Source organism: Sphingomonas lacusdianchii, from assembly GCF_022664395.1.
Taxonomy (GTDB): domain Bacteria; phylum Pseudomonadota; class Alphaproteobacteria; order Sphingomonadales; family Sphingomonadaceae; genus Sphingomonas; species Sphingomonas lacusdianchii.
The window spans coordinates 75,818-97,217 of the sequence record NZ_JAKRET010000008.1 but is presented as its reverse complement, the minus strand read 5'-3'; the positions used below and the strand labels follow the sequence as shown (position 1 = coordinate 97,217).

The window sequence follows — 21,400 nt, the reverse complement described above, 5'->3', positions numbered from 1 at the left end:
ATGGATTTCCATCCGCCCCCGCCCACCCTATCTAGCGCGCCATGTCCCGTGCCCGCGTACTCCTGCTCAATGCCGCGCTCGGGCCGCTCGACTATCGCGTGCCGCATGGCATGACCGTCGAGCCCGGCTCGATCGTCACCGCCCCGTTGGGGCCGCGCCAGTTGCTGGGCGTGGTGTGGGATGCCGAGCGGCTGGCGACCGAAGAGGTCGGCGACAATCGCCTGCGCCCGTTGCTGGGCGTCGCCGACGTGCCGCCGATCGCCGCGCCCTTGCGCCGGCTGGTCGAGTGGACGGCGGGCTATTATCTCGCCGCCCCCGCATCGGTCCTGCGCATGTGCCTCGCGTCGAACTCCGCGCTGGAGGGGGCGAAGCTCGCCATCGAATATCGCGCGACCGGCGAGGTGCCCGACCGCATGACCCCGCAGCGGCAACAGGCGCTGGAGCGGATCGGCGAGCGGCGGGGGCTGGTGCGCGAGCTCGCCGCCATCGCCGACGTGTCCGACGCGGTGATCCGCGGCCTCGTCAAGCTGGGCGCGATCGAGGCGGTGTCGGTCGATATCGACCAGCCCTATCCGACACCCGACCCCGACCATCACCGCCCCGAATTGTCCACCGACCAGCGCGCGGCGGCGGACATGCTGACGGGGGCGGTCGAGGCCGACGCCTTCCACCCCTTCCTGCTCGACGGCGTCACCGGATCGGGCAAGACCGAAGTCTATTTCGAAGCGGTGGCGGCAGCGATCGCGGCGGGGCGACAGGTACTGGTGCTGCTGCCCGAAATCGCACTGACCGAACCGTTTCTGAAGCGCTTCACCGCGCGCTTCGGCTGCGAGCCGGTGCCCTGGCACAGCGACCTGCGATCGACGCAGCGCCGCCGGGCATGGCGCGCCATCGCGAGCGGTCAGGCGAAGGTCGTGGTCGGCGCGCGCTCGGCGCTGTTCCTGCCCTATGCCGATCTCGGGCTGATCGTCGTCGACGAGGCGCACGAAACCAGCTTCAAGCAGGAAGAGGGCGTGCATTATCACGCCCGCGACGTGGCAGTGATGCGCGGCCTGTTCGAGAAATGCCCGGTGATCCTCGCCAGCGCGACCCCGGCGATCGAGACGCGGCAACAGGTCGCGCAAGGCCGCTATACCGAGGTCAAGCTGCCCGGCCGCTATGGCAAGGCGCAACTGCCGACGATCGAGGCGATCGACCTGATCGAACAGCCGCCCGAACGCGGCCGCTGGATCGCCGCGCCGCTGGTCAAGGCGATCGACGAGACGCTGGCGCGCCGCGAACAGGCGTTGCTGTTCCTCAACCGGCGCGGCTATGCGCCGCTGACCTTGTGCCGGTCGTGCGGGCACCGCTTCCAATGTCCCAATTGCACCGCATGGATGGTCGAGCACCGGCTGATCCATCGGCTGTCCTGCCATCATTGCGGCCATGTCATCCCCACCCCGCGCGCCTGCCCCGAATGCCAGGCGGAGGACGCGCTGGTCGCCTGCGGCCCCGGGGTCGAGCGCATTGCCGACGAAGCCGCCGCGCTGTGGCCGACGGCAAAGATCGCGATCGTCACCTCCGACACCATCTGGTCCCCGGCCAAGGCGGCGGAGTTTGTGGGCCGCATGGAAGCGGGCGATATCGACATCGTCGTCGGTACGCAGCTGGTGACCAAGGGCTATCACTTTCCCAACCTGACCTGTGTCGGGGTGATCGACGCGGATCTCGGGTTGCAGGGCGGCGACCTGCGCGCGTCCGAACGCACCTTTCAACAGATCGCGCAGGTCGCGGGCCGGGCCGGACGCGGCACCAAGCCCGGCCATGTCTATATCCAGACGACCCAGCCCAATGCTTCGGTGATGCAGGCGCTGATCTCGGGCGATGCCGACAGCTTCTATGCCGCCGAGACCGAAGCGCGGCGCGAGGCGGAGGTGCCGCCCTTCGGCCGCTATGCCGCGATCATCGTGTCGTCGGAGGACAAGGCCGCCGCCGAGGCGACCGCCCGCGCGATCGGCCGCGCCGCGCCGCAGGTCGATGGCTGCCACGTCTATGGCCCCGCCCCCGCCCCGCTGGCGATGCTGCGCGGCCGGCATCGGTTCCGCCTGCTGGTCCACGCCACCCGCGCGCTCGACGTGCAGGATGTGCTGCGCGACTGGCTGGACGGCGTCGAATGGGGGCCGAAGGTCCGCGTCGCGGTCGACGTCGATCCGTACAGTTTCGTTTAGAGCGGTTTCCGACCAGGTTGGATCACCGGCACGGAAATGATTTTGGTTCGGGGCGAGGCGCAAGGAGGGAGCGATGCCGAAGCATCGTGACCGACGAAGCAACGCTGCCCCGAGCCGAAATCACCCCGCCGCGTCAGCGGTCGCCCGTAGGGCGATGACGGTGGTTCAAGCTGGTCGGAAACCGCTCTAGGACACCGAGCCGCGGCCATTCCGTACCCCCGCGCAGGCGGGGGGTCCAGAGCCAGGCAGAACAGCGGCTTGCCTATGTGGTTCTGGATCTCCGCCTGCGCGGGGATACGGCCTGTGAAGTCGACGCGCCGCACCCCCTTGCCCCCGGCACCGGTTTCGCCGAAACGGCGGCGGTCATGGTTACCAACGCGAACCCGCTCCCGCGATTGCTGACGCTCTGGCTGGCGGCGCTTGCCGCTTTGCTGGTCCTGTCCGCCCCCGCCCGCGCCGACGACGTGTCGGCGGCGGCACGCGGGGTCGTGCGCGTCGTCGTCATCGCCACGGTCGATGGCGAGATGGTCGATGTCGAGCACGGCACCGGCTTTGCGGTCGCGCCCAATCGCGTCGTCACCAACGCGCACGTCGTCGAACTGATGGAACGCTATCCCGGCGACACCGTCGTCGGCGTCGTCCCGTCCGAAGGCGACCGGTCGTTCGAAGGGCGCGTGGTGCGCATCGACAAGTCGCGCGACCTTGCGCTGATCGAGGTAAGCGGCGTCCGCCTGCCGCCGCTCACCCTCTATACCGGCGGCGTCGGCGAAGGCGACGCGGCGATCGCGCTCGGCTATCCCGGCAATGTCGATCTCGCCACCGCACGGTCGGTCGACGATTTCGTCACGCCGACCGCGCCGGTCCGGTCGCAGGGCGTGCTGTCGGGCAATCGCCGGCTGGAGGGGACAGCGGTGCTGGTCCACACCGCCAACATCGCGCGCGGCAATTCGGGCGGGCCGCTGCTCGACGCTTGCGGCCGGGTGCTCGGCGTCAATTCGGCGCTGACCCGTGGCGAGGAGGGCGATGCCAGCTTCGCCTTCGCCATTTCGGACGGCGAACTGATCGCATTCCTGCGCGAGGCCGAACAACCGGTATCCACCATCGCCACCCCCTGCCTGACGCTGGCCGATGCCGATGCTCGCGACCGCGCCGATGCCGAACGCCAGAGCGTCGAGGATCGTGAACGCGCCCGCGCCGCGGCGGAGCGTGCGCGCGAGGAACGCGCTACCGCGCTCGAACAGGCACGCGCCGACAATGCCGAGACGCGCGAAAACATGATCGCCGCCGCCGCGTTGCTGCTGGCGCTATCGGTGCTGGCGACGGGCGGGGCCGGGCTGTTGCTGACGCGCGGGCAGAAACGCGAGGCGAAGTTCGCGGCGATCGGTGGTGCCGTGCTGTTCGTCGGTGCGATCGCGACCTTCGTGCTGCGGCCCGATTTCGATCCGGCCTCGATCACGTCCGCCGACGAATCGGGCAATACCGCCGCGACCCGCGTCACGCCGCTGTCGGGTCCGCTCGAATGTACGCTGGTCCCCGAACGCAGCCGGATCATCCTGTCGCCGGTCGAAACCGTTCGCTTCGACTGGCGCGCCGATGGCTGCATGAACGGCCGCACCCAATATGCCGAGGCGCCGGGCGGCGGCTGGGAACGCATCCTCGTCCCCAATGAGGACGCGACCGTGTCGGTGCTGCGCTTCGATCCGGTCAGCGGCAGCTACACCAACAGCCGCTATCTGCTTTCAGCCGAATCGATGGACCGCGCCCGCACGCTGCGCGGACAGGTCCAGCAAAAGGCATGTGCCGCCGACACTGGCGCACGCGCCGCGCTGGCCACGCAGCAATCGGCGATTCGCACTTCGCTGCCACAGCAGGTCAACGAACGGCTGGTCTATCGCTGCACGGCGGCGAAGTAGACTAAGGGGGTTTCATGCGAAGGCGCGGAGCGGTCGCATCGCGGGTGGTACTTGGTCGCCACAACGTCACCCCAGTGAAGGCTGGGGTCTCCCTCGGTTAACGCTACGTGCCATTACCATGAGATCCCAGCCTTCGCTGGGATGACGTTTGTTGCGAACAGGAAGGATCAGATCCTCATTCGGCTCTTCGCGCCTTCGCGTGAACCGGGTCTGCCTTTTTCTTCGGCTGCATCACCCCCCGTTCAGCTTCGGTACGAATCGCCATTCGCCGCATCCTTGCCGCAAAGCTTGCGAAATCGTGACACCGATGCTAGCGGCCCCACGACCCATCGGGGGCGCATGGGCCGGTCAGCGGCGCGACACTTGGTCGCGACGGCGGTTGGGAATGCGGCCCCCTTTCATGCATGGGACGATGAATTGACCCCTGACAAGGACGCGCGCGTGGAGACATCCAGCGGAACTACTGGCGGCGGCATGATCCAGGCGAGCCTGGGTGGCCGCTATGCGACCGCGCTGTTTGGCCTCGCCCAGCAACAGGGCCAGCTTATCGCGGTCGAATCGAGCCTCAAGACGCTGTCGCAGGGCATCGCCGAATCGGCCGATCTCGCCGCGCTGGTGAAGAGCCCGCTGATCGGTCGTGCCGATGCCGCGCGGACCATCGCCGCGCTGGTGCCGGTGCTGGGCCTCGACCCGCTGACCGCCAATTTCCTCGGCGTGCTCGCGCAGAACCGTCGTCTGGGCGATCTGCCCGCGATCATCCGCGCCTTTCGCGAACTGGCGGCGCGCAGCCGTGGCGAGACCAACGCAGAGGTCGTCTCGGCGCATCCGCTCGACGATTCGCAAGTCGACGCGCTGCGCCAGCAGCTGCGCCACCGGGTCGGTCGCGACGTCGCGATCGACCTGAAGGTCGACCCCTCTCTCCTTGGCGGACTGGTCGTGAAGATCGGCAGCCAGATGATCGATAGCTCGATCAAGACCCGACTGAACACGCTCGCGCACGCGATGAAAGGCTGAACATGGATATCCGCGCCGCAGAAATCTCGAAGGTCATCCGCGACCAGATCGCCAATTTCGGCACCGAAGCGCAGGTTTCGGAAGTCGGACAGGTGCTGTCGGTCGGTGACGGCATCGCCCGCATCCACGGGCTCGACAACGTCCAGGCGGGCGAAATGGTCGAGTTCGGTGGCGGCATCCAGGGCATGGCGCTGAACCTCGAAGCCGACAATGTCGGCGTCGTGATCTTCGGCTCGGACTCGTCGATCAAGGAAGGCGACACCGTCAAGCGCACCGGCACCATCGTCGACGTGCCCGTCGGCAAGGGCCTGCTGGGTCGCGTCGTCGACGGTCTCGGCAACCCGATCGACGGCAAGGGCCCGATCGTGTCCGAACGTCGCGCCCGCGTCGACGTGAAGGCGCCGGGCATCATCCCGCGCCAGTCGGTTTCGGAGCCGATGCAGTCCGGCCTGAAGGCGATCGACGCGCTCGTGCCGGTCGGCCGTGGCCAGCGCGAACTGATCATCGGCGATCGTCAGACCGGCAAGTCGGCGGTGGCGATCGACACCTTCATCAACCAGAAGACGGCGAACGCCGGCTCGGATGAATCGAAGAAGCTGTACTGCGTCTATGTCGCGGTCGGCCAGAAGCGCTCGACCGTCGCGCAGCTGGTGCGCACGCTCGAAGAAAATGGCGCGATGGAATATTCGATCGTCGTCGCCGCGACCGCATCGGACCCCGCCCCGCTCCAGTATCTGGCGCCCTATACCGGCACCGCGATGGGCGAATATTTCCGCGACAACGGCATGCACGGCCTGATCGTGTTCGACGATCTGTCGAAGCAGGCGGTCGCCTATCGCCAGATGTCGCTGCTGCTGCGCCGTCCGCCGGGCCGCGAAGCCTATCCGGGCGACGTGTTCTATCTGCACAGCCGCCTGCTCGAGCGCGCCGCCAAGATGTCGGACGCCAATGGCGGCGGCTCGCTGACCGCGCTGCCGATCATCGAAACCCAGGCTGGCGACGTCTCGGCCTATATCCCGACCAACGTGATCTCGATCACCGACGGCCAGATCTTCCTCGAAACCGACCTGTTCTTCGCCGGCATCCGCCCCGCGATCAACGTCGGCCTCTCGGTCAGCCGCGTCGGTTCGGCCGCGCAGACCAAGGCGATGAAGAAGGTCGCGGGCAGCATCAAGCTGGAGCTGGCCCAGTATCGCGAAATGGCTGCCTTCGCGCAGTTCGGCTCGGACCTCGACGCGTCGACGCAGAAGCTGCTGAACCGCGGCGCGCGCCTGACCGAACTGCTCAAGCAGGCGCAGTTCTCGCCGATGCCGTTCGAGGAACAGGTCGCGTCGATCTTCGCCGGTACGCAGGGCTATCTCGATCAGGTCGCGGTCAACGACGTGACCCGCTACGAGCAGGCGATGCTCGCCGACCTGAAGGCGAACCACCCGCAGGTGCTCGCCAAGATCCGCGATACCAAGGATCTGGGCGACGAGGCGAAGTCGGGCCTGAAGGCCGCGCTCGACCAGTTCGCAAAGAACTTCGCATAAAGTCACTAGCCCTCTCCCCTTCAGGGGAGAGGGTTGGGAGAGGGGAAGCGCGGGCCGTTCGGTAACGAAGCCCTCTCTCCCCGACCCTCTCCCCGCCAAGCGGGGAGAGGGAGCAGGAAGAAGAACATGGCGTCACTCAAGGCCCTGAAACTGCGCATCGGCTCGGTGAAGTCGACGCAGAAGATCACCAAGGCGATGAAGATGGTCGCCGCCGCCAAGCTGCGCCGTGCGCAGGAAGCGGCCGAGGCCGGTCGTCCCTATGCGAGCCGCGTCGAACAGGTCGTCGCCAGCCTCGCCAGCAAGGTGCAGGTCACCGAAGGTAGCTCGCCGCTGCTGGCCGGCACCGGCAGCGATCAGGTCCATCTGTTCGTCGTCGCGACCTCGGACAAGGGGCTGGCCGGCGCGTTCAATTCGAACATCGCCCGCCTGGCCCGCCGCCGTGCGCTCGAGCTTCAGGAGCAGGGCAAGACCGTCAAGTTCCTGACGATCGGTCGCAAGGGCCGCGCGGTGCTGGCACGCCAGTTCCGCGACGGTTTCGTCCATGCCGTCGAACCGGGCGATCTGGGCAAGCTGACCTTCGCCGATGCGAAGGGCTATGCTGACGACCTGATCCGCCGCTTCGAAGCGGGCGAATTCGACGTCGCGCACCTGTTCTATGCAACCTTCAAGACGGTGCTGACGCAGGAACCCACGGAACAGCAACTGATTCCGGTCAAGGTTCCGACCCCCGCCGTGGCAACTTCGCAACCTTCCGCCGACGCGGTCGTCGAATATGAGCCGAGCGAGGAAGCGATCCTCGACAGCCTGCTGCCGACCAATATTGCGGTGCAGATCTACCGCGCGATCCGCGAAAACGCGGCGTCGGAACAGGGTTCGAAGATGACGGCGATGGACAACGCCACGCGCAATGCCGGCGACCTCATCAACCGCCTGACCATCGAATATAACCGCACCCGTCAGGCCGCGATCACGACCGAGCTGGTCGAAATCATCTCGGGCGCCGAAGCGCTGTGATCCGCGCCGCCGTCCTGCTGGCGCTCGTCGCCATGCTGGCCGGCTGTGGTCAGCCCGCTGCCGACAAGGCGGCGGAGCGTCCGCGCGCGACGCCGACGCCCTTCGTCACCGGTGGCTGGGCAACGGTGTTCGGCGATGCGCCGAAGACGATCGAGCTGCTGAACGGCATGGGCTTCCGCCTGTCGCCCTATGCAGCGGTCGAGGGCGGCATGGAGGCGACGGCACAGCCGACGCCGATGGCCGATCCGTCGATCAAGCCGGTCAACACCGCCAATCTGACGGTGACCGGCGATGCGCAGCGCATCGGGAAGCTCGCCTTCGCGCTCGATATCGTGAACCTCGATTCCAGCCCCTTTGCGAAGGAACAGTTCGCGCGCTGGGTCGACCGCCCGCTCGCCAGCCTCGGCCTGCCCGGCCGCGAGGAAGTGAAGCGCGGCATCATGACCGAGAGCCCGACATCGGCTAAGGTCGCCGGTGCCGATTATCAGATTACCCGTACTCCGATCGACGGCGGACGCCGCCTGATCGTGACCTTTACCCGCCCCGCGACGGGGACCGAACCGAGGAAGCAGTGATGGCAACCGCCGCAGACACCTACGCGCCCCAGGGCAGCACCAACAATACCGGACGGATCGCGCAGGTCATCGGCGCGGTCGTCGACGTCGCGTTCGACGGCGAACTGCCCGCCATCCTGTCGGCGCTCGAAACCGACAATAACGGCAACCGCCTCGTCCTCGAAGTCGCGCAGCATCTGGGCGAGAACACCGTGCGCACGATCGCGATGGACGCCACCGAAGGTCTGACCCGCGGTCAGGCGGTGCGCGACACCGGATCGCAGATCCGCGTGCCGGTGGGGCCCAAGACGCTCGGCCGCATCCTGAACGTCGTCGGCGAACCCATCGACGAGCGTGGCCCGGTTGGCGCCGAAACCACCGCCCCGATTCACGCATCGGCGCCGCTGTTCGTCGACCAGTCGACCGAGAGCGCGATCCTCGTCACCGGCATCAAGGTCATCGACCTGCTCGCCCCCTATGCCAAGGGCGGCAAGATCGGCCTGTTCGGCGGCGCGGGCGTCGGCAAGACGGTGCTTATTCAGGAACTGATCAACAACATCGCCAAGGGCCATGGCGGCACCTCGGTGTTCGCGGGCGTGGGTGAGCGCACCCGTGAGGGCAACGACCTCTATCACGAATTCCTTGACGCCGGCGTCATCGCCAAGGATGCCGACGGCAATCCGACCAGCGAGGGTTCGAAGGTCGCGCTGGTCTATGGCCAGATGAACGAGCCGCCGGGCGCGCGTGCCCGCGTCGCGCTGTCGGGCCTGACGATCGCCGAATATTTCCGCGACGTCGAAGGGCAGGACGTCCTGTTCTTCGTCGACAACATCTTCCGCTTTACCCAGGCGGGTTCGGAAGTGTCGGCGCTGCTCGGCCGCATCCCGTCGGCGGTGGGCTATCAGCCGACGCTGTCGACCGACATGGGCGCGCTGCAGGAACGCATCACCTCGACCAACAAGGGGTCGATCACCTCGGTGCAGGCGATCTACGTCCCCGCCGACGACTTGACCGATCCGGCGCCGGCGACCTCGTTCGCCCACTTGGACGCGACGACCGTGCTCAACCGCGCGATCTCGGAACTCGGCATCTATCCGGCGGTCGATCCGCTCGATTCGACCAGCCGCGTTCTCGAACCGCGCACCGTCGGCCAGGAGCATTACGACACGGCGCGCGCCGTGCAGTCGCTGCTCCAGCGCTACAAGTCGCTGCAGGACATCATCGCCATCCTCGGCATGGACGAGCTGAGTGAAGAGGATAAGGTCACGGTCGCCCGCGCCCGCAAGATCCAGAAGTTCCTTTCGCAGCCGTTCCACGTCGCCGAAGTGTTCACTGGCATCAGCGGCAAGTTCGTCGCGCTGGAAGACACGGTGAAGTCGTTCAAGGCGGTCGTCGAAGGCGAATACGACCATCTGCCCGAGTCGGCCTTCTACATGGTCGGCGGCATCGACGAAGTCGTCGCCAAGGCGCAGAAGATGGCGCAGGACGCCTGATGACGGCGCTGCGCCGCGAAGATGCCGTGAACGACGTCTGTCCCTGGTCGGCCAAGCCGATCAGCGACGACGCCCTGACGGTGTATCGCGGCGCGGTGGTCGGCTTCTGTAATCCCGGCTGCCGGGACAAGTTCGATGCGGCCACCGCCGCGTTCGACCGCGCGATTGAAACGAGACCCTGACATGCTGCACTTCGAACTCGTGACCCCCGAAAAGCTGGTGCGGTCGGAATCGGTCTACATGGTCACCGTACCGGGCACCGAAGGCGACTTCGGCGTGCTGGAGGGCCATGCGCCGTTCATGTCGACGATCCGCGACGGCGACCTGCTGGTCCAGCGGAGCGAAAAGGGCGAGGCCGAGCGGATCGCGATCCGTGGCGGATTCGCCGAGGTAACGCCCAAGGGGCTGACGATCCTCGCCGAACAGGCCGGCTGACCGCTCCGCCCCTTGCGTTCCACAAGACGCCGCGCCGGACCGAGGTTCGGCGCGGCGTTTTTGTTTCGCGACAAGTAGGTATTCCCGTCACCCCGGACTCGATCGGGAACTCTGCGAACGTCGCTCCTTGTACCCCGGCGAAGGCCGGGGCCCAGTTGGGAAGGTTTTGCCGTATCTCACTAACGTCGCCCAACTGGACCCCGGCCTTCGCCGGGGTACGGAAGGCTTCAGGCAATCACGCGACTTTCTCGGAGATCTCGATCAAGTCCGGGGTGATGTCGGAAGGGGGAAGCGCAACCACGTCACCCTACCCATGCGGGTGCGCATTCCGGTACACGTCGAGCAGATGCGCCGCATCGACCGCCGTATAGATCTGCGTCGAGGACAGGCTGGCATGACCGAGCAGCGCCTGAAGCGAGCGCAGATCGGCACCGCGCCCGAGCAGATGCGTGGCAAAGCTGTGGCGCAGCGCATGCGGCGTAGTGCGGTCGCCGAGCCCGAGCCGTGCCCGCGCCATGCGGACCGATCGGCGGATCACGCCGGCCGACAATGGCCCACCCTTGGCCCCGCGAAACAACGGGGCATCGCGCGCCGTGCCCCAGGGTTGCTGCGCGACATAGGCGTCGATCGCGGCGCGGACCGGGGACAGCAGCGGCACGACCCGCGTCTTGTCGCGCTTGCCGGTGACCATGATCGTCTCGCCCAGCGGCAGGATCGCTCCGGTCAGCGACAGTGCCTCGCCGATACGCAGCCCCGCGCCATAGAGCAGCAGCAAGACGGCCCAGTCGCGTGCGCCGATCCATGGTTCGGCGGCCTCGTCGGCGACGTCCTCGGCCAGCGCCACTGCTTCGTCGGGGGATATCGGCCGCGGTATGCCCTTGCCGGTGCGCGGTCCGCGCAGGCGGGGCGCGTCGATGCCGAGAAAGTCGAGAAACGCGCGCACCGCCGACAGTTCGCGCGCGGCGGACGTATTGGCGAGGCCATCTTCCCGCCGACGCGCTAGGAAGGCGCGCAGGTCGGCTGCGCCGATCCGACCCAAGGCAGCGGCATCGACCGCGCCGCCCCAATGGCCTTGGAGAAATGCGATCAGCCGTTCGGCGGTCGCCGCATAGGCGCGCACGGTATGCGCCGATCGCCGCCGGTCGCGCGACAGAAAGGTGGCGAAGGCGAGCGGCAGGGGCTGCGTGGTTTCCAAGACAGCCCCTGCCCCCCGATCAGCCGATCGTCTGGCCCGACTTGGCCCAATCGGCCATGAAGCCTTCGATCCCCTTGTCGGTCAGCGGATGCTTGACCAGCGCGCGGATGACCGATGGCGGCGCGGTCATCACGTCGGCGCCAAGCTTGGCCGATTCGAGGACATGGACCGGGTGGCGGACGCTGGCGACGAGGATTTCGGTGCCGAAGTCGTAATTGTCGTAGATCAGCCGGATATCGCTGATGAGCCCCATGCCGTCGAAGCCGATATCGTCGTGGCGGCCGACGAAGGGCGAGACGAAGGTCGCGCCGGCCTTTGCCGCCAGCAGCGCCTGATTGGCGGAGAAGCACAGGGTGACGTTGACCATCGTGCCGTCGTCGGTCAGCGCCTTGCAGGTCTTCAGGCCATCGATCGTCAACGGCACCTTCACCGCGACATTGTCGGCCAGTTTGCGCAGGATCTCCGCCTCGCGCATCATGCCCGCATGGTCGAGCGCCACGACCTCGGCCGAAACCGGTCCCGGCGTGATCGAACAGATTTCGCGCACGACCTCAAGGAAGTCGCGGCCCGACTTGTGGATCAGCGACGGGTTGGTGGTGACGCCGTCGAGCAGGCCGGTTTCGGCCAGTTCGCGAATGTCGTTGGTATCGGCGGTATCGACGAAGAATTTCATGGGACTCGGTTCCTGCGCGGGCCGTGAAAGCAATGCCGCCCCATCGCCCATCGGGACGGCGGGGGCAAGATCGCGGGTCTTTTCCTGTGGGCCGTGATCCATTATCTGCGCGCGCATGACTGCGCCGCAACCCGAATGGGCTCCCCACGCCGCCGTATGGATCGGCTATCCCAGCCATGCCGACCTATGGCTGGAAGACCTCGACCCCGCCCGCGACGAAGTCGTCGCCTTTGCGAGGGCCGTCCATGCCGAGGGACGCGGCGAGACGGTGATCCTCGTCGCCGCGACCGTCGAGGCGGCCGACGACGCGCGCGCGCGTGCGCCCTTTGCCGAGGTCACGATGGAGCCGTTCGGTGACATCTGGCTGCGCGACACCGGTCCGATCATCGGCGGCGACGGTACGGCGCATCGGTTCGGCTTCAACGGCTGGGGCGGCAAATACGACCTGCCCGGCGACGACGATATCGGCCTGCGCCTCGCGCGCGGACATGGGCTGGGGGTCGCCGAACATGACTGGATCGTCGAGGGCGGCGCGATCGACGGCGACGGCACCGGGCTGGTGGTGACGACCGAGCAATGCCTGCTCAACCCCAATCGCAACACCGGCTTCTACAAGACGGCGGCGGAAACGCGGCTGCGCGAGGATCTGGGCTATGACCGCGTCCTGTGGCTGGGCGACGGGCTGCTCAACGACCATACCGACGGCCATGTCGACAACCTCGCCCGCTTCGTCGGGCCGAACCGGCTGGCGATCCCGCAGGCGGCCGAGAACGATCCGAACTGGCGCATCTATCAGGATGCGGCGGCACGGGCGAAGGCGTTTGGCGTCGAGGTCGTGCTGGTCCCCTCCCCCGGTCGCGTGCTGTCGCCCGAGGAAGAGATCATTCCCGGCAGCCATATGAATTTCTATATCGGCAATGCGGCGGTCGTCGTGCCGCTGTACGGCACCGGCACCGACGATGCGGCCATCGCCGCCTTCGCCGAAATCTTCCCCGATCGTCAGGTCGTGGGGCTGCGCGCCGATCATATCCTGACCGGCGGCGGCAGCTTCCACTGCATCAGCCAGCAGATTCCGGCGGCTTGATCGCGTTCGTCGTCCGCGCCGCGCTGTCGGGGCTGATCGTCGCGGCGGTCGCGCTGATCGCAAGGCGTAATCCGGCGGCGGGGGCGCTCGTCGCGTCGCTGCCTTTGGTGTCGCTGCTTGGCATGATCTGGCTATGGCGCGATACCGGCGACGCGATGCGGCTGGCCGATCATGCGGAGGCGACCTTCTGGTATGTGCTGCCCTCGCTGCCCATGTTCCTGATCGTGCCGGCGCTGCTGCGCCATGGCCTCCCCTTCTGGTGGGCGTTGCTGGCGGGTTGCGGTGTCACGATCCTGCTGTATCTGGCCACTAACCCCGTCGCCGCCCGCTTCGGCGTAACGCTGTAGGACTGTTCATGACCGAGATCACCGTCGCCGCGCTCCAGCTCGGCTTCTCGAACGATATCGACCGCAACATCGCCAATGTCGCGCGACTGGTGCGTGAGGCGGCGGCACGGGGGGCGCAGGTCATCCTGCCGCCCGAATTGTTCGAAGGCGAGTATTTCTGCCGCGTCGAGGACGAAGGGCTGTTCGCCAATGCCAAGCCGGTGGCCGAGCACAGGGCGGTGCTGGCGATGCAGGCGCTGGCCAGCGAGCTGAAGGTGCATATCCCGACCAGCTTCTTCGAAGCCGATGGTCCGCATCACTACAACAGCCTCGCGATGATCGACCCCGATGGCCGCATCCAGGGCGTGTATCGCAAGAGCCATATCCCCGACGGTCCGGGATATGAGGAGAAATTCTATTTCCGCCCCGGCAATACCGGGTTCAAGGTGTGGGACGGGCCCGCCAAGCTGGGCGTCGGCGTCTGCTGGGACCAATGGTATCCCGAAACCGCGCGCGCACTGATGCTGATGGGCGCGGAAGTGTTGTTCTATCCGACCGCGATCGGCAGCGAACCGCACGATACCAGCCTCGACACCGCGCGGCTGTGGCGGCGGGCGATGGTCGGCCATGCCGTGTCGAACGTCGTGCCGGTGGTCGCCGCCAACCGCGTCGGCACTGAACATGGCCAGACCTTCTACGGCACGTCGTTCATCGTCGATGAGCGGGGTGACGTGCTGGCCGAACTCGACCGCGAGGAAGAGGGCGTCATCACCGCGACGCTCGACCTCGACCGGGTAAAGCGCCACCGCGCCGCCTTCGGCTTCTTCCGCGACCGCCGGCCCGAGCTGTACGGGCGGCTGGTGCAGGATATCTAACGGAAATCGGGCGCACGCCGCTCCATGCCGGCGCGGACCGCCTCGACCTGATTGGCGGTGCCGAGCAGCGCGATCTGTTCGGCGCTTTCGGTGGCGAGGATCGTCGCGGCATCGGCATCGTCGGCAAGGTTGGCGAGGCGCTTGGCCGCGCGGACCGCATCGGGGCTGCGTCCGGCGATGCCGCGGGCGATTACCATCGCCGTGTCGACCGGATGGTCGGCGATGCGCGTCACGAACCCCGCCGCCTGCGCCTCGACCGCGTCGAACTCGCGCGCGGTGAACGCCAGTTCGCGCAAGACGTCGCCCCGCACGTCGCGCCACAGCGCGAAGCCGGCCATGTCGGCAACCAGCCCCCATTTCGCCTCGAGGATCGCGAACCGGGTGTCGGGCGCGGCGATCCGCACATCGGCCCCCGCCATGATCTGCAATCCGCCGCCGAACGCCAGCCCGTGGACCGCCGCGATCACCGGCATCGGCAGCGTCCGCCAGCCCCACGCCACCTGCTGCACCCGGTTGGCCAGCCCATGCGTCCGGCTCGCTAGGTCGAGGCCCGCCGCCCCCGCCGCCATGCTCGCCATGTCGAGCCCGGCGCAAAAGGCCCGCCCCTCCCCCGACAGCACGACGCAGCGCGCCGGGGACGTGCGCAGCGTTCCGATCGTGTCGAGAAGCGCGTCGAACATCGCCGGATCGATCGCGTTCATCTTGTCGGCGCGAGTCAGGCGGACCTGCGCCACCCCGTCCGCGATCGTGGTCGTCACCCGCATCCGTCCCGCTCCCCAACTTCCCCCTTTTCAACGGGCCATGGCGGCGTAGCATGGGGGTAGCCGGACGATACCGGCAGGGGAGAGGAGAGGAAAGATGCGTCCATGGTGGTTGGCCCTGGCGGTGGTGGCGACTCCGGTCGTCGCGCAGGATGTCGGTTCGGGCAATATCTATGGCACTGCGCTCAGCAACGGCTGGGAGAATCGCAGTACGGCGACGGTCGAGCTGTCGACCGAGATTCAGGGGTCGCAGCGCAAGCCGATCTGGGTGGAGGCCGGCCCCTATCAGGCGCTGTCGCTCTACCATGCGCCGTTCGACACCACGCCGTACAAGTCGGTGGCGATGCTGATCCAGGGCATGGACGGCGGCGCGCAGCAATTGCGGATCGTCGCGGTGGTCGATGGCAAACCGCTGGAGGCGCAGGCCTATCCGGTGACCTTGCCCGCCAGTGGTTGGAAGAAGGTCGAACTGCCGCTTGCCAAGATCGGTGCCGACAAGAAGCGGATCGATGGCCTGCTGGTGCAGAACGCGACCGACAAGGCGATCGCGCCCTTCGTCGTCACCGAGATCGCGCTGCACTGACCGCCGGCCAGTCTTCGCCTTCAACCGGCGGGCGATCCGTTCTACAGGAACCGGCGATGACTGGCTTTCCGCTCCCGCCCGGCTTCGATCCGGCCCGCTTCTTTTCGGCGCGGGTCGGCGGCCATGGGTCGCGGCTGGGGATCGGCTATCAGGCGCATGGCGCGGACTGGTGCGAGTTGCTGCTGCCGTTCCGATCCGACCTGATCGGCGATCCGGCGCGCGGCGTGCTGGCGTCGGGGCCGATCCTGACGCTGATGGACATGGCGACCAGCGTCGGCGTCTGGCTGAAGCGCGGTGCGTTCCTGCCGCATGCGACGCTCGACCTGCGGCTCGACTATCTCCGCCCGGCGACGCCCGGGCGGACGGTGATCGGGCGCGGCGAATGCTACCGCGTCGCGCGGCAGGTCGCGTTCGTGCGCGGCATCGCCCATGATGGCGATCCGGGCGATCCGGTGGCGCATGTCGCGGGCACCTTCATGCTCTTGGACGCCGCATGACCCTGCCGCCCTATGCCGAACTGCTTGGGCTGACGCTCGACACCGACGATGCCGGCCATCCGATCGTAGCGATGGCGTTTGCCGACGACCTGCTCGGCCGCCCCGGCTTCGTCCATGGCGGCGCGATCGGCGGCATGCTGGAGATGGCGGCGTGGATCGCGCTGCGCCATGCCCTGGGCAGCGACGCGGCGACGATCAAGCCGATCAACGTCACGATCGACTATATGCGCGGCGGCCGCGAGCGGACGATCTGGGCGGCGGGCAGCGTCACCCGGCTGGGCGCGCGCATCGCCAATGTGGCCGCGATCGCATGGCAGGACGATCGCGACCGGCCGATCGCGGCGGCGCGGCTGAACTATCTGCTACGGCGCTGACCCGGCCCGGATATTTTCAAGACCTGCGATAGTTGTGCGACATTCGGGACGTAGCAACCCTCGACCGCGACAATGCGGCTTTGGTTTCAAAAGGGTTTCGCATGGCGCGGTGGACATTGGCGGTTTTGGCATTGGGGACGGCACCGGCGGCGCTGGCGGCACAGACTGCCCCAACCGCCCCGGTGGCAGGGACCACCCAGACTCCGGCCGCGCAGGCGCCGACGACGCCGCAGCCGGGTGAACCGGCCGATCCGGCGGGCGCGGGCGGCACCGATATCGAAAGCGAAGCCGAAGAGATCGTCGTAACCGGCCGCCCGCCCCCCGGATCGGTGCCCGGCGACATCAAGCCCGAACTGCAATTGTCGCCGGCCGATATCCGCTCCTACGGCGTCAGCTCGGTCGCGGAACTGGTCGCCGAACTCGCCCCGCAGCTGCAATCGGTGCGCGGCGGACAGCCGGTGTTCCTCGTCAACGGCCGGCGATCGGCGGGTTTTCAGGAAATCCGCGACCTGCCGACCGAGGCGATCCTGCGCGTCGACATCCTGCCCGAGGAAGTCGCGCTGAAATATGGCTATCGCTCGGACCAGAAGGTCATCAACTTCGTCCTGCGCCCGCGTTTCCGCAGCTATACCGGCGAATTGCAGGGCAGCGTGCCCACGCAAGGCGGGTCGAGCAATGTCGAGGTCGAGGGCGGGCTGGTCCGCATCGACCGCGATAAGCGCTTCAACCTGAATCTGCAGGCGGAAACGACCAGCAATTTGCTGGAAAGCGAACGCGGCATCATTCCCAACACCTCCGGCACGCCCTACGACCTGATCGGCAACGTCACCGGCATCACCAATGGCGCGGCGATCGATCCGGCGCTGAGCGCCCTGGCGGGCACGCCGGTCACCGTCGCGGCGGTGCCGGACGGCACGCCGACGCTGACCGGGTTCGCCGCCGGGGCCAACACGCCGCGCGTCACCGACACGACGCCGTACCGGACGCTGTCGGGCGCGGTCGACCGCTTTTCCGCCAATGGCGTCTATGCGCGCAGCATCTTCGGCAATGTCGCGGCGACGGTCACCGGGCGCGTCGAGCATAATCGTACCGAATCGCTGCTCGGCCTGCCCGCCATCTCGCTGACATTGCCGGGCAACACGCCCTTCTCGCCCTTTGCCAGCGACGTGATCGTCCGCCGCTATGCCGAGGCAAGCCCGCTGGTGCAGAATGGCGAGACGACCACCGCCAATCTCGGCTTTGCGCTGAACGGCGATATCGGCCGGTGGCGCTGGACGGTGAACGGCAATTACGACCGGATCGACACCAGCACCCGCACCGAACGCGGCGTCGACGTAACCGATATCCAGACGGCGGTCGGCGCGGGCACGTTCAGCCCGTTCGGCGATCTCGGCAATCTGATCCGCACCACCGATCGTGCGAAGTCGGTATCAAGCATTGCCGGCATCAACGCGCTGGTCGCCGGGTCGCCCTTCTCGCTGCCCGCCGGCGACGCCAGCACCAGCATCCGCATCGCCGGGACGACCAGCGATTTCAGCAGCGATTCGGTCCGCGCGGGACTGGCCAGCGCCGCCGATCTGGGTCGCGACAGCGGATCGGTGCGTGCCAATATCGACCTGCCGATCGCCAATGCCGCGCGCGAAGTCCTGTCGGCACTCGGGCGGCTGTCGCTGAACGGCAATGCCGAGGTCGAACAATTGTCGGACTTCGGCACGCTCACCTCCTATGGCTACGGCCTCAACTGGCAGCCGATCACGCCGCTGCGCATCCTTGCGTCGGTCAGCCACGAACAGAATGCGCCATCGCAACAGCAGCTTGGCAACCCGCTCATCACCACCCCCTTCGTCCGCCGCTTCGACTATGTGCTGGGGCAGACGGTCGACGTGACCTCGATCAGCGGCGGCAACCCGGACCTGGTGCAAAGCGACAGCCGCGTGCTGAAGCTGGGCGTCAACCTGAAGCCGTGGAGCGAGCGCGATATCTCGTTCCAGTTCGATTACACGAACAATCATACCGACAACCCGATCCGCACCTTCCCGACGATCACCGCCGAGATTCAGGACGCCTTCCCCGACCGCTTTACCCGCGATCCGGCGACCGGCGTGCTGACCCGCGTCGACAACCGCCCGGTCAATTTCGCCCGCGCCGACAGCAGCGTGCTGCGCTACGGCATCAACTTCGCCAAGCGGATCACCACCGCGCGCTCGCGTGCGGCGGAGGCGGCGCGGCAGGCCTTCATGGAACGGCGTCGCGCCGAACGCGAAGCGGCGGAAGCCGCCGGCACGCCGCCGCCCCCGCCCGGCGAGGGTCGCGGCCCCGGCGCCGACCGTGGTCCCGGCGGCGGTGGCGGTGGCGGTGGACGCGGGTTCGGCGGACCGGGCGGCGGGCGCGGCGGCTTCGGCGGGGGTGGTGGTGGCGGCGGCCGGCTGTGGTTCGGCGTGTATCACAGCGTGAACCTGACCGACACGATCGTGATCCGCGACGGGCTGCCGCAACTGAACCTGCTCGATGGCGACGCGGTCGACGACAATGGCGGGACACCGCGCCATCAGATCGATTTCAATGGCGGCTATGTCCGCGACGGACTGGGCGCACGCGTCACCGTCAACTGGCGATCGGCGACCGAGGTCAATGGCGGCGCCAGCGGCACCGGCCAGACGCTGAATTTCGGCGGGCTGGCACGCGTCGGGCTGCGCTCCTGGATCGAACTCGGGCAACAGCCGGGGCTGGTGCGCGACAATCGCTGGCTGCGCGGCGCGCGGATCAGCCTGGGCGTCGACAATCTGTTCAATGCGCGGCAGCGGGTGACCGACGCCAATGGCACGGTGCCGATCAATTATCAGCCCGGCTATCTCGATCCGACGGGGCGGGTCGTGCGGCTGACCTTCCGCAAGCTGTTCTTCTGACCCGGCCGATCAGTGCGCTTCCGAACGCTCCTCGCCGGAGCGTTCGGCACCGGGCCGCGGCACGTCGGCGCGCTCCGGTGCGTCGCTGTCGGTGCTGGCCATGCGGCGGCCGCCAAAGCCTGCCGTCTCCTGATACAACAGGGTGATGGCGACGCGGCGGTTGCGCGGGTCGAACGGGTCCTTGGCCACCATCGGCTCGCGATCGGCCACGCCCTCAATCCGTTCGAAGCGGCGCTCGCCGACCCCTGCCATCGCGAGGCGGCGGCGCGTCGCCTCCGCCCGGCCCGAGGAGAGCATCCAGTTGTTCATTGTCTCGCGCCGGCCATAGGCGACCGAATCGGTGTGCCCCCGGATCATGATCGTGTTGGGCAGGTCCTTCACCGTATCGGCGATCAGCGCCATCAGCTTCGACGCTTCGGGCGCGAGCGCGGTGGTGCCGAGCGCAAACATCGAATAATCGGCATTGTCGACCAGGTCGATGCGCACCCCGTCATGTGTCGGCACGATGCGGACGTTCTTGGCCAGTTTGCGCAGCTCGAGGCTCGATTCCAGCTTCTGCCGCAACTCGCGCTTGATCCGCTCGAACGCCTTGCGATCGGCCTCGGCCATTTCGGCCTTGTTCTTCAACCGGCCCTTCTCGCCCGATCCGACCTGTGCGCCGCCATTGGCGTCGACGGGGATGGTCAGCGACCGCGTCCCCGTCTGCGCGGCGCGGTGCGGATAGCTGTCCTTGTCGACGATCGATTCGCCGCCGAACAGCCCGTTCGATCCCGCCGACCCCGCCTTCACCTCGACCAGCGACGGCGTGAAATAATCGGCCAGCCCCTTGCGCTGCTTCTCGGTCGTGGCGCCGAGCAGCCACATCAGCAGGAAGAACGCCATCATCGCCGTCACGAAGTCGGCATAGGCGACCTTCCACGCACCACCGTGATGGCCGCCATGGCCCTCGGCGATGATCTTCTTGACGATGATGACGGGCGGCGGCTGGTTATTGCCGTGCGGTGCCTTCGCCATGGGATCAGCGTCCGCGCAGGCCGTCGAAGACTTCGGCGAATCCGGGCTGGTTGTGGTGCGGGATGCCCGAACGTGCGGCTTCGATCACCAGCGGCTGGGGATGGCCGTGGAGCGAGGCGATGATGATCTGCTTGACGGTGTGATAGATGGCGGCGTCGACATCGATCACCTGCTGCAACCGCCCGGCAAGCGGCCCGACCAGCCCGTAGGCGAGCAGAATGCCGAGGAAGGTGCCCACCAGCGCCGACCCGATCATGCCGCCCAGGATCGACGGCGGCTTGTCGATCGATCCCATGGTCTTGACCACGCCGAGCACCGCCGCGACGATGCCGAGCGCGGGCAGCGCGTCGGCGAGGCCCTGCAGCGTCGCCTGCGGCCCCTGTTCCTCATGGTGATGGGTCTTGATGGCGTTATCCATGACCTCCTCGACCGCATGCACGTCGAGCGTCCCCGACGACACGACGACGAGGCGCAACGTATCGGCAATTAAGTTTACCAACGTGTGATCTTTCATCAACCGCGGATACTCCCCGAACACCGACGAGGATTTCGGATCCTCGACATGCGGTTCGAGCGCGATCGGCCCTTCGGCACGGAGCATCTTCATCAGCTTGGACACGAGGAAGATCGCGTCGAGATAATCCTGCTTCTTGTACTTCGGCCCTTTCAGGACCTTCATGAAGCCGCCGCCCATGCCCTTCAGCTCTCGGCCCGAATTGCCGATGATGAGCGCGCCCACCGCCGCACCGCCGATGATGAGCATTTCGTGCGGGAGCGCGTGCAGCACGGGGCCGAGGTCGCCGCCGGTAAAGGCGAACCCGCCGAACACCATGGCAATGAGAACGACGAAGCCGATGGCGGGAAACATATGGCGCTTGCCCCTGGGTTACGAACCGTTGCGGCGCTGTCCGCGTCGCATCACCCGTCCCTTTTCGCCGATAGACGTCGAG

21 protein-coding genes are annotated in these 21,400 nt (G+C 67.3%); 16 read left to right on the top strand and 5 right to left on the bottom strand.

The features are described 5' to 3' along the window. The first annotated feature begins 41 nt into the window (after positions 1 to 41). The 9 genes from MF607_RS12415 (at position 42) to MF607_RS12375 (ending at position 10,162) form a co-directional block, all read left to right on the top strand. Positions 42 to 2,207: a primosomal protein N' gene (locus MF607_RS12415; RefSeq protein WP_242119182.1), complete on the top strand. Its 2,166-nt coding sequence runs from the start codon at positions 42 to 44 to the stop codon at positions 2,205 to 2,207. Positions 2,208 to 2,473: 266 nt separating this feature from the next. Beyond that, positions 2,474 to 4,120: a S1C family serine protease gene (locus tag MF607_RS12410; protein ID WP_242119179.1), complete on the top strand. Its 1,647-nt coding sequence runs from the start codon at positions 2,474 to 2,476 to the stop codon at positions 4,118 to 4,120. 474 nt (positions 4,121 to 4,594) lie between these two features. Continuing rightward, positions 4,595 to 5,134 carry a F0F1 ATP synthase subunit delta gene (locus MF607_RS12405; RefSeq protein ID WP_242119177.1) on the top strand — a complete coding sequence of 180 codons (540 nt, stop codon included), beginning with the start codon at positions 4,595 to 4,597 and terminating at the stop codon, positions 5,132 to 5,134. A 2-nt stretch (positions 5,135 to 5,136) separates the two neighbouring features. After that, positions 5,137 to 6,666 carry a F0F1 ATP synthase subunit alpha gene (gene atpA, locus MF607_RS12400; protein WP_242119175.1) on the top strand — a complete coding sequence of 510 codons (1,530 nt, stop codon included), beginning with the start codon at positions 5,137 to 5,139 and terminating at the stop codon, positions 6,664 to 6,666. Between the two features lie 126 nt (positions 6,667 to 6,792). Beyond that, positions 6,793 to 7,680 carry a F0F1 ATP synthase subunit gamma gene (locus tag MF607_RS12395; RefSeq protein ID WP_242119173.1) on the top strand — a complete coding sequence of 296 codons (888 nt, stop codon included), beginning with the start codon at positions 6,793 to 6,795 and terminating at the stop codon, positions 7,678 to 7,680. Further along, positions 7,677 to 8,255 carry a hypothetical protein gene (locus MF607_RS12390; RefSeq protein WP_242119170.1) on the top strand — a complete coding sequence of 193 codons (579 nt, stop codon included), beginning with the start codon at positions 7,677 to 7,679 and terminating at the stop codon, positions 8,253 to 8,255. The genes MF607_RS12395 and MF607_RS12390 overlap by 4 nt, the downstream gene beginning before the upstream one ends. Further along, the gene (atpD, locus tag MF607_RS12385; RefSeq protein ID WP_056453217.1) at positions 8,255 to 9,727 is read left to right on the top strand and encodes a F0F1 ATP synthase subunit beta; all 1,473 of its coding nucleotides are present in this window, start codon (positions 8,255 to 8,257) and stop codon (positions 9,725 to 9,727) included. The genes MF607_RS12390 and atpD overlap by 1 nt, the downstream gene beginning before the upstream one ends. Then, on the top strand, positions 9,727 to 9,909 hold the full coding sequence (locus tag MF607_RS12380) for an eL24 family ribosomal protein (protein WP_055758524.1): 183 nt from the start codon (positions 9,727 to 9,729) through the stop codon (positions 9,907 to 9,909). Before atpD ends, MF607_RS12380 begins: the two co-directional genes overlap by 1 nt. Position 9,910: 1 nt before the next feature. Further along, positions 9,911 to 10,162 carry an ATP synthase F1 subunit epsilon gene (locus tag MF607_RS12375; RefSeq protein ID WP_242119168.1) on the top strand — a complete coding sequence of 84 codons (252 nt, stop codon included), beginning with the start codon at positions 9,911 to 9,913 and terminating at the stop codon, positions 10,160 to 10,162. Positions 10,163 to 10,469: 307 nt separating this feature from the next. On the opposite strand, the gene MF607_RS12370 is transcribed toward MF607_RS12375, so the two are convergent. Next, positions 10,470 to 11,357 carry a tyrosine recombinase XerC gene (locus tag MF607_RS12370; RefSeq protein ID WP_242119166.1) on the bottom strand — a complete coding sequence of 296 codons (888 nt, stop codon included), beginning with the start codon at positions 11,355 to 11,357 and terminating at the stop codon, positions 10,470 to 10,472. A gap of 19 nt (positions 11,358 to 11,376) precedes the next feature. Further along, positions 11,377 to 12,030: a fructose-6-phosphate aldolase gene (gene fsa / locus MF607_RS12365; protein ID WP_242119163.1), complete on the bottom strand. Its 654-nt coding sequence runs from the start codon at positions 12,028 to 12,030 to the stop codon at positions 11,377 to 11,379. 115 nt (positions 12,031 to 12,145) lie between these two features. Between fsa and MF607_RS12360 the strand changes: the two genes are divergently transcribed. The 3 genes from MF607_RS12360 to aguB are packed head-to-tail and all read left to right on the top strand — an operon-like array spanning position 12,146 to position 14,315. After that, positions 12,146 to 13,114: an agmatine deiminase family protein gene (locus tag MF607_RS12360; protein ID WP_242119161.1), complete on the top strand. Its 969-nt coding sequence runs from the start codon at positions 12,146 to 12,148 to the stop codon at positions 13,112 to 13,114. Continuing rightward, positions 13,111 to 13,461, top strand: a complete 351-nt coding sequence (locus MF607_RS12355; RefSeq protein ID WP_242119158.1) for a DUF3147 family protein — start codon at positions 13,111 to 13,113, stop codon at positions 13,459 to 13,461. The genes MF607_RS12360 and MF607_RS12355 overlap by 4 nt, the downstream gene beginning before the upstream one ends. Before the next feature lie 8 nt (positions 13,462 to 13,469). Further along, on the top strand, positions 13,470 to 14,315 hold the full coding sequence (gene aguB, locus MF607_RS12350; RefSeq protein WP_242119156.1) for an N-carbamoylputrescine amidase: 846 nt from the start codon (positions 13,470 to 13,472) through the stop codon (positions 14,313 to 14,315). Here aguB and MF607_RS12345 read toward each other — a convergent pair. After that, a complete protein-coding gene (locus MF607_RS12345) occupies positions 14,312 to 15,079 on the bottom strand; it encodes a crotonase/enoyl-CoA hydratase family protein (RefSeq protein ID WP_242119154.1) in 768 nt (255 codons plus the stop codon). The two genes, aguB and MF607_RS12345, sit on opposite strands and share 4 nt — an antisense overlap. Before the next feature lie 94 nt (positions 15,080 to 15,173). Here MF607_RS12345 and MF607_RS12340 point away from each other — a divergent pair, with 94 nt between their 5' ends. The 4 genes from MF607_RS12340 (at position 15,174) to MF607_RS12325 (ending at position 19,436) form a co-directional block, all read left to right on the top strand. Then, positions 15,174 to 15,659, top strand: a complete 486-nt coding sequence (locus MF607_RS12340; RefSeq protein WP_242119152.1) for a hypothetical protein — start codon at positions 15,174 to 15,176, stop codon at positions 15,657 to 15,659. 56 nt (positions 15,660 to 15,715) lie between these two features. After that, positions 15,716 to 16,156, top strand: a complete 441-nt coding sequence (locus tag MF607_RS12335) for a PaaI family thioesterase (RefSeq protein ID WP_242119150.1) — start codon at positions 15,716 to 15,718, stop codon at positions 16,154 to 16,156. Next, complete coding sequence (locus tag MF607_RS12330) at positions 16,153 to 16,530, top strand: PaaI family thioesterase (RefSeq protein WP_242119148.1); 378 nt, start codon at positions 16,153 to 16,155, stop codon at positions 16,528 to 16,530. Before MF607_RS12335 ends, MF607_RS12330 begins: the two co-directional genes overlap by 4 nt. Before the next feature lie 101 nt (positions 16,531 to 16,631). Continuing rightward, positions 16,632 to 19,436, top strand: a complete 2,805-nt coding sequence (locus MF607_RS12325; protein ID WP_242119146.1) for a porin family protein — start codon at positions 16,632 to 16,634, stop codon at positions 19,434 to 19,436. A 9-nt stretch (positions 19,437 to 19,445) separates the two neighbouring features. Here the strand turns inward: MF607_RS12325 and MF607_RS12320 are convergent, their stop codons facing one another. Together MF607_RS12320 and motA are read right to left on the bottom strand one after the other, a co-directional pair. After that, on the bottom strand, positions 19,446 to 20,450 hold the full coding sequence (locus MF607_RS12320) for a flagellar motor protein MotB (protein ID WP_242119143.1): 1,005 nt from the start codon (positions 20,448 to 20,450) through the stop codon (positions 19,446 to 19,448). A gap of 4 nt (positions 20,451 to 20,454) precedes the next feature. Next, entirely contained in the window at positions 20,455 to 21,318 is an 864-nt protein-coding gene (gene motA / locus MF607_RS12315) for a flagellar motor stator protein MotA (RefSeq protein WP_242119140.1), read from the bottom strand. Positions 21,319 to 21,400 lie beyond the last annotated feature (82 nt).

Excerpts from the sequence above, each read along its gene's own strand:
- atpA (WP_242119175.1), top strand. The coding sequence starts at position 5,137 with ATGGATATCCGCGCCGCAGAAATCTCGAAGGTCATCCGCGACCAGATC.
- MF607_RS12340 (WP_242119152.1), top strand. The coding sequence starts at position 15,174 with ATGCGTCCATGGTGGTTGGCCCTGGCGGTGGTGGCGACTCCGGTCGTC.
- MF607_RS12360 (WP_242119161.1), top strand. The coding sequence starts at position 12,146 with ATGACTGCGCCGCAACCCGAATGGGCTCCCCACGCCGCCGTATGGATC.
- MF607_RS12405 (WP_242119177.1), top strand. The coding sequence starts at position 4,595 with ATGATCCAGGCGAGCCTGGGTGGCCGCTATGCGACCGCGCTGTTTGGC.
- MF607_RS12345 (WP_242119154.1), bottom strand. The coding sequence starts at position 15,079 with ATGCGGGTGACGACCACGATCGCGGACGGGGTGGCGCAGGTCCGCCTG.
- MF607_RS12415 (WP_242119182.1), top strand. The coding sequence starts at position 42 with ATGTCCCGTGCCCGCGTACTCCTGCTCAATGCCGCGCTCGGGCCGCTC.
- fsa (WP_242119163.1), bottom strand. The coding sequence starts at position 12,030 with ATGAAATTCTTCGTCGATACCGCCGATACCAACGACATTCGCGAACTG.
- atpD (WP_056453217.1), top strand. The coding sequence starts at position 8,255 with ATGGCAACCGCCGCAGACACCTACGCGCCCCAGGGCAGCACCAACAAT.
- MF607_RS12395 (WP_242119173.1), top strand. The coding sequence starts at position 6,793 with ATGGCGTCACTCAAGGCCCTGAAACTGCGCATCGGCTCGGTGAAGTCG.
- MF607_RS12330 (WP_242119148.1), top strand. The coding sequence starts at position 16,153 with ATGACCCTGCCGCCCTATGCCGAACTGCTTGGGCTGACGCTCGACACC.
- motA (WP_242119140.1), bottom strand. The coding sequence starts at position 21,318 with ATGTTTCCCGCCATCGGCTTCGTCGTTCTCATTGCCATGGTGTTCGGC.
- aguB (WP_242119156.1), top strand. The coding sequence starts at position 13,470 with ATGACCGAGATCACCGTCGCCGCGCTCCAGCTCGGCTTCTCGAACGAT.
- MF607_RS12380 (WP_055758524.1), top strand. The coding sequence starts at position 9,727 with ATGACGGCGCTGCGCCGCGAAGATGCCGTGAACGACGTCTGTCCCTGG.
- MF607_RS12375 (WP_242119168.1), top strand. The coding sequence starts at position 9,911 with ATGCTGCACTTCGAACTCGTGACCCCCGAAAAGCTGGTGCGGTCGGAA.
- MF607_RS12335 (WP_242119150.1), top strand. The coding sequence starts at position 15,716 with ATGACTGGCTTTCCGCTCCCGCCCGGCTTCGATCCGGCCCGCTTCTTT.
- MF607_RS12320 (WP_242119143.1), bottom strand. The coding sequence starts at position 20,450 with ATGGCGAAGGCACCGCACGGCAATAACCAGCCGCCGCCCGTCATCATC.
- MF607_RS12325 (WP_242119146.1), top strand. The coding sequence starts at position 16,632 with ATGGCGCGGTGGACATTGGCGGTTTTGGCATTGGGGACGGCACCGGCG.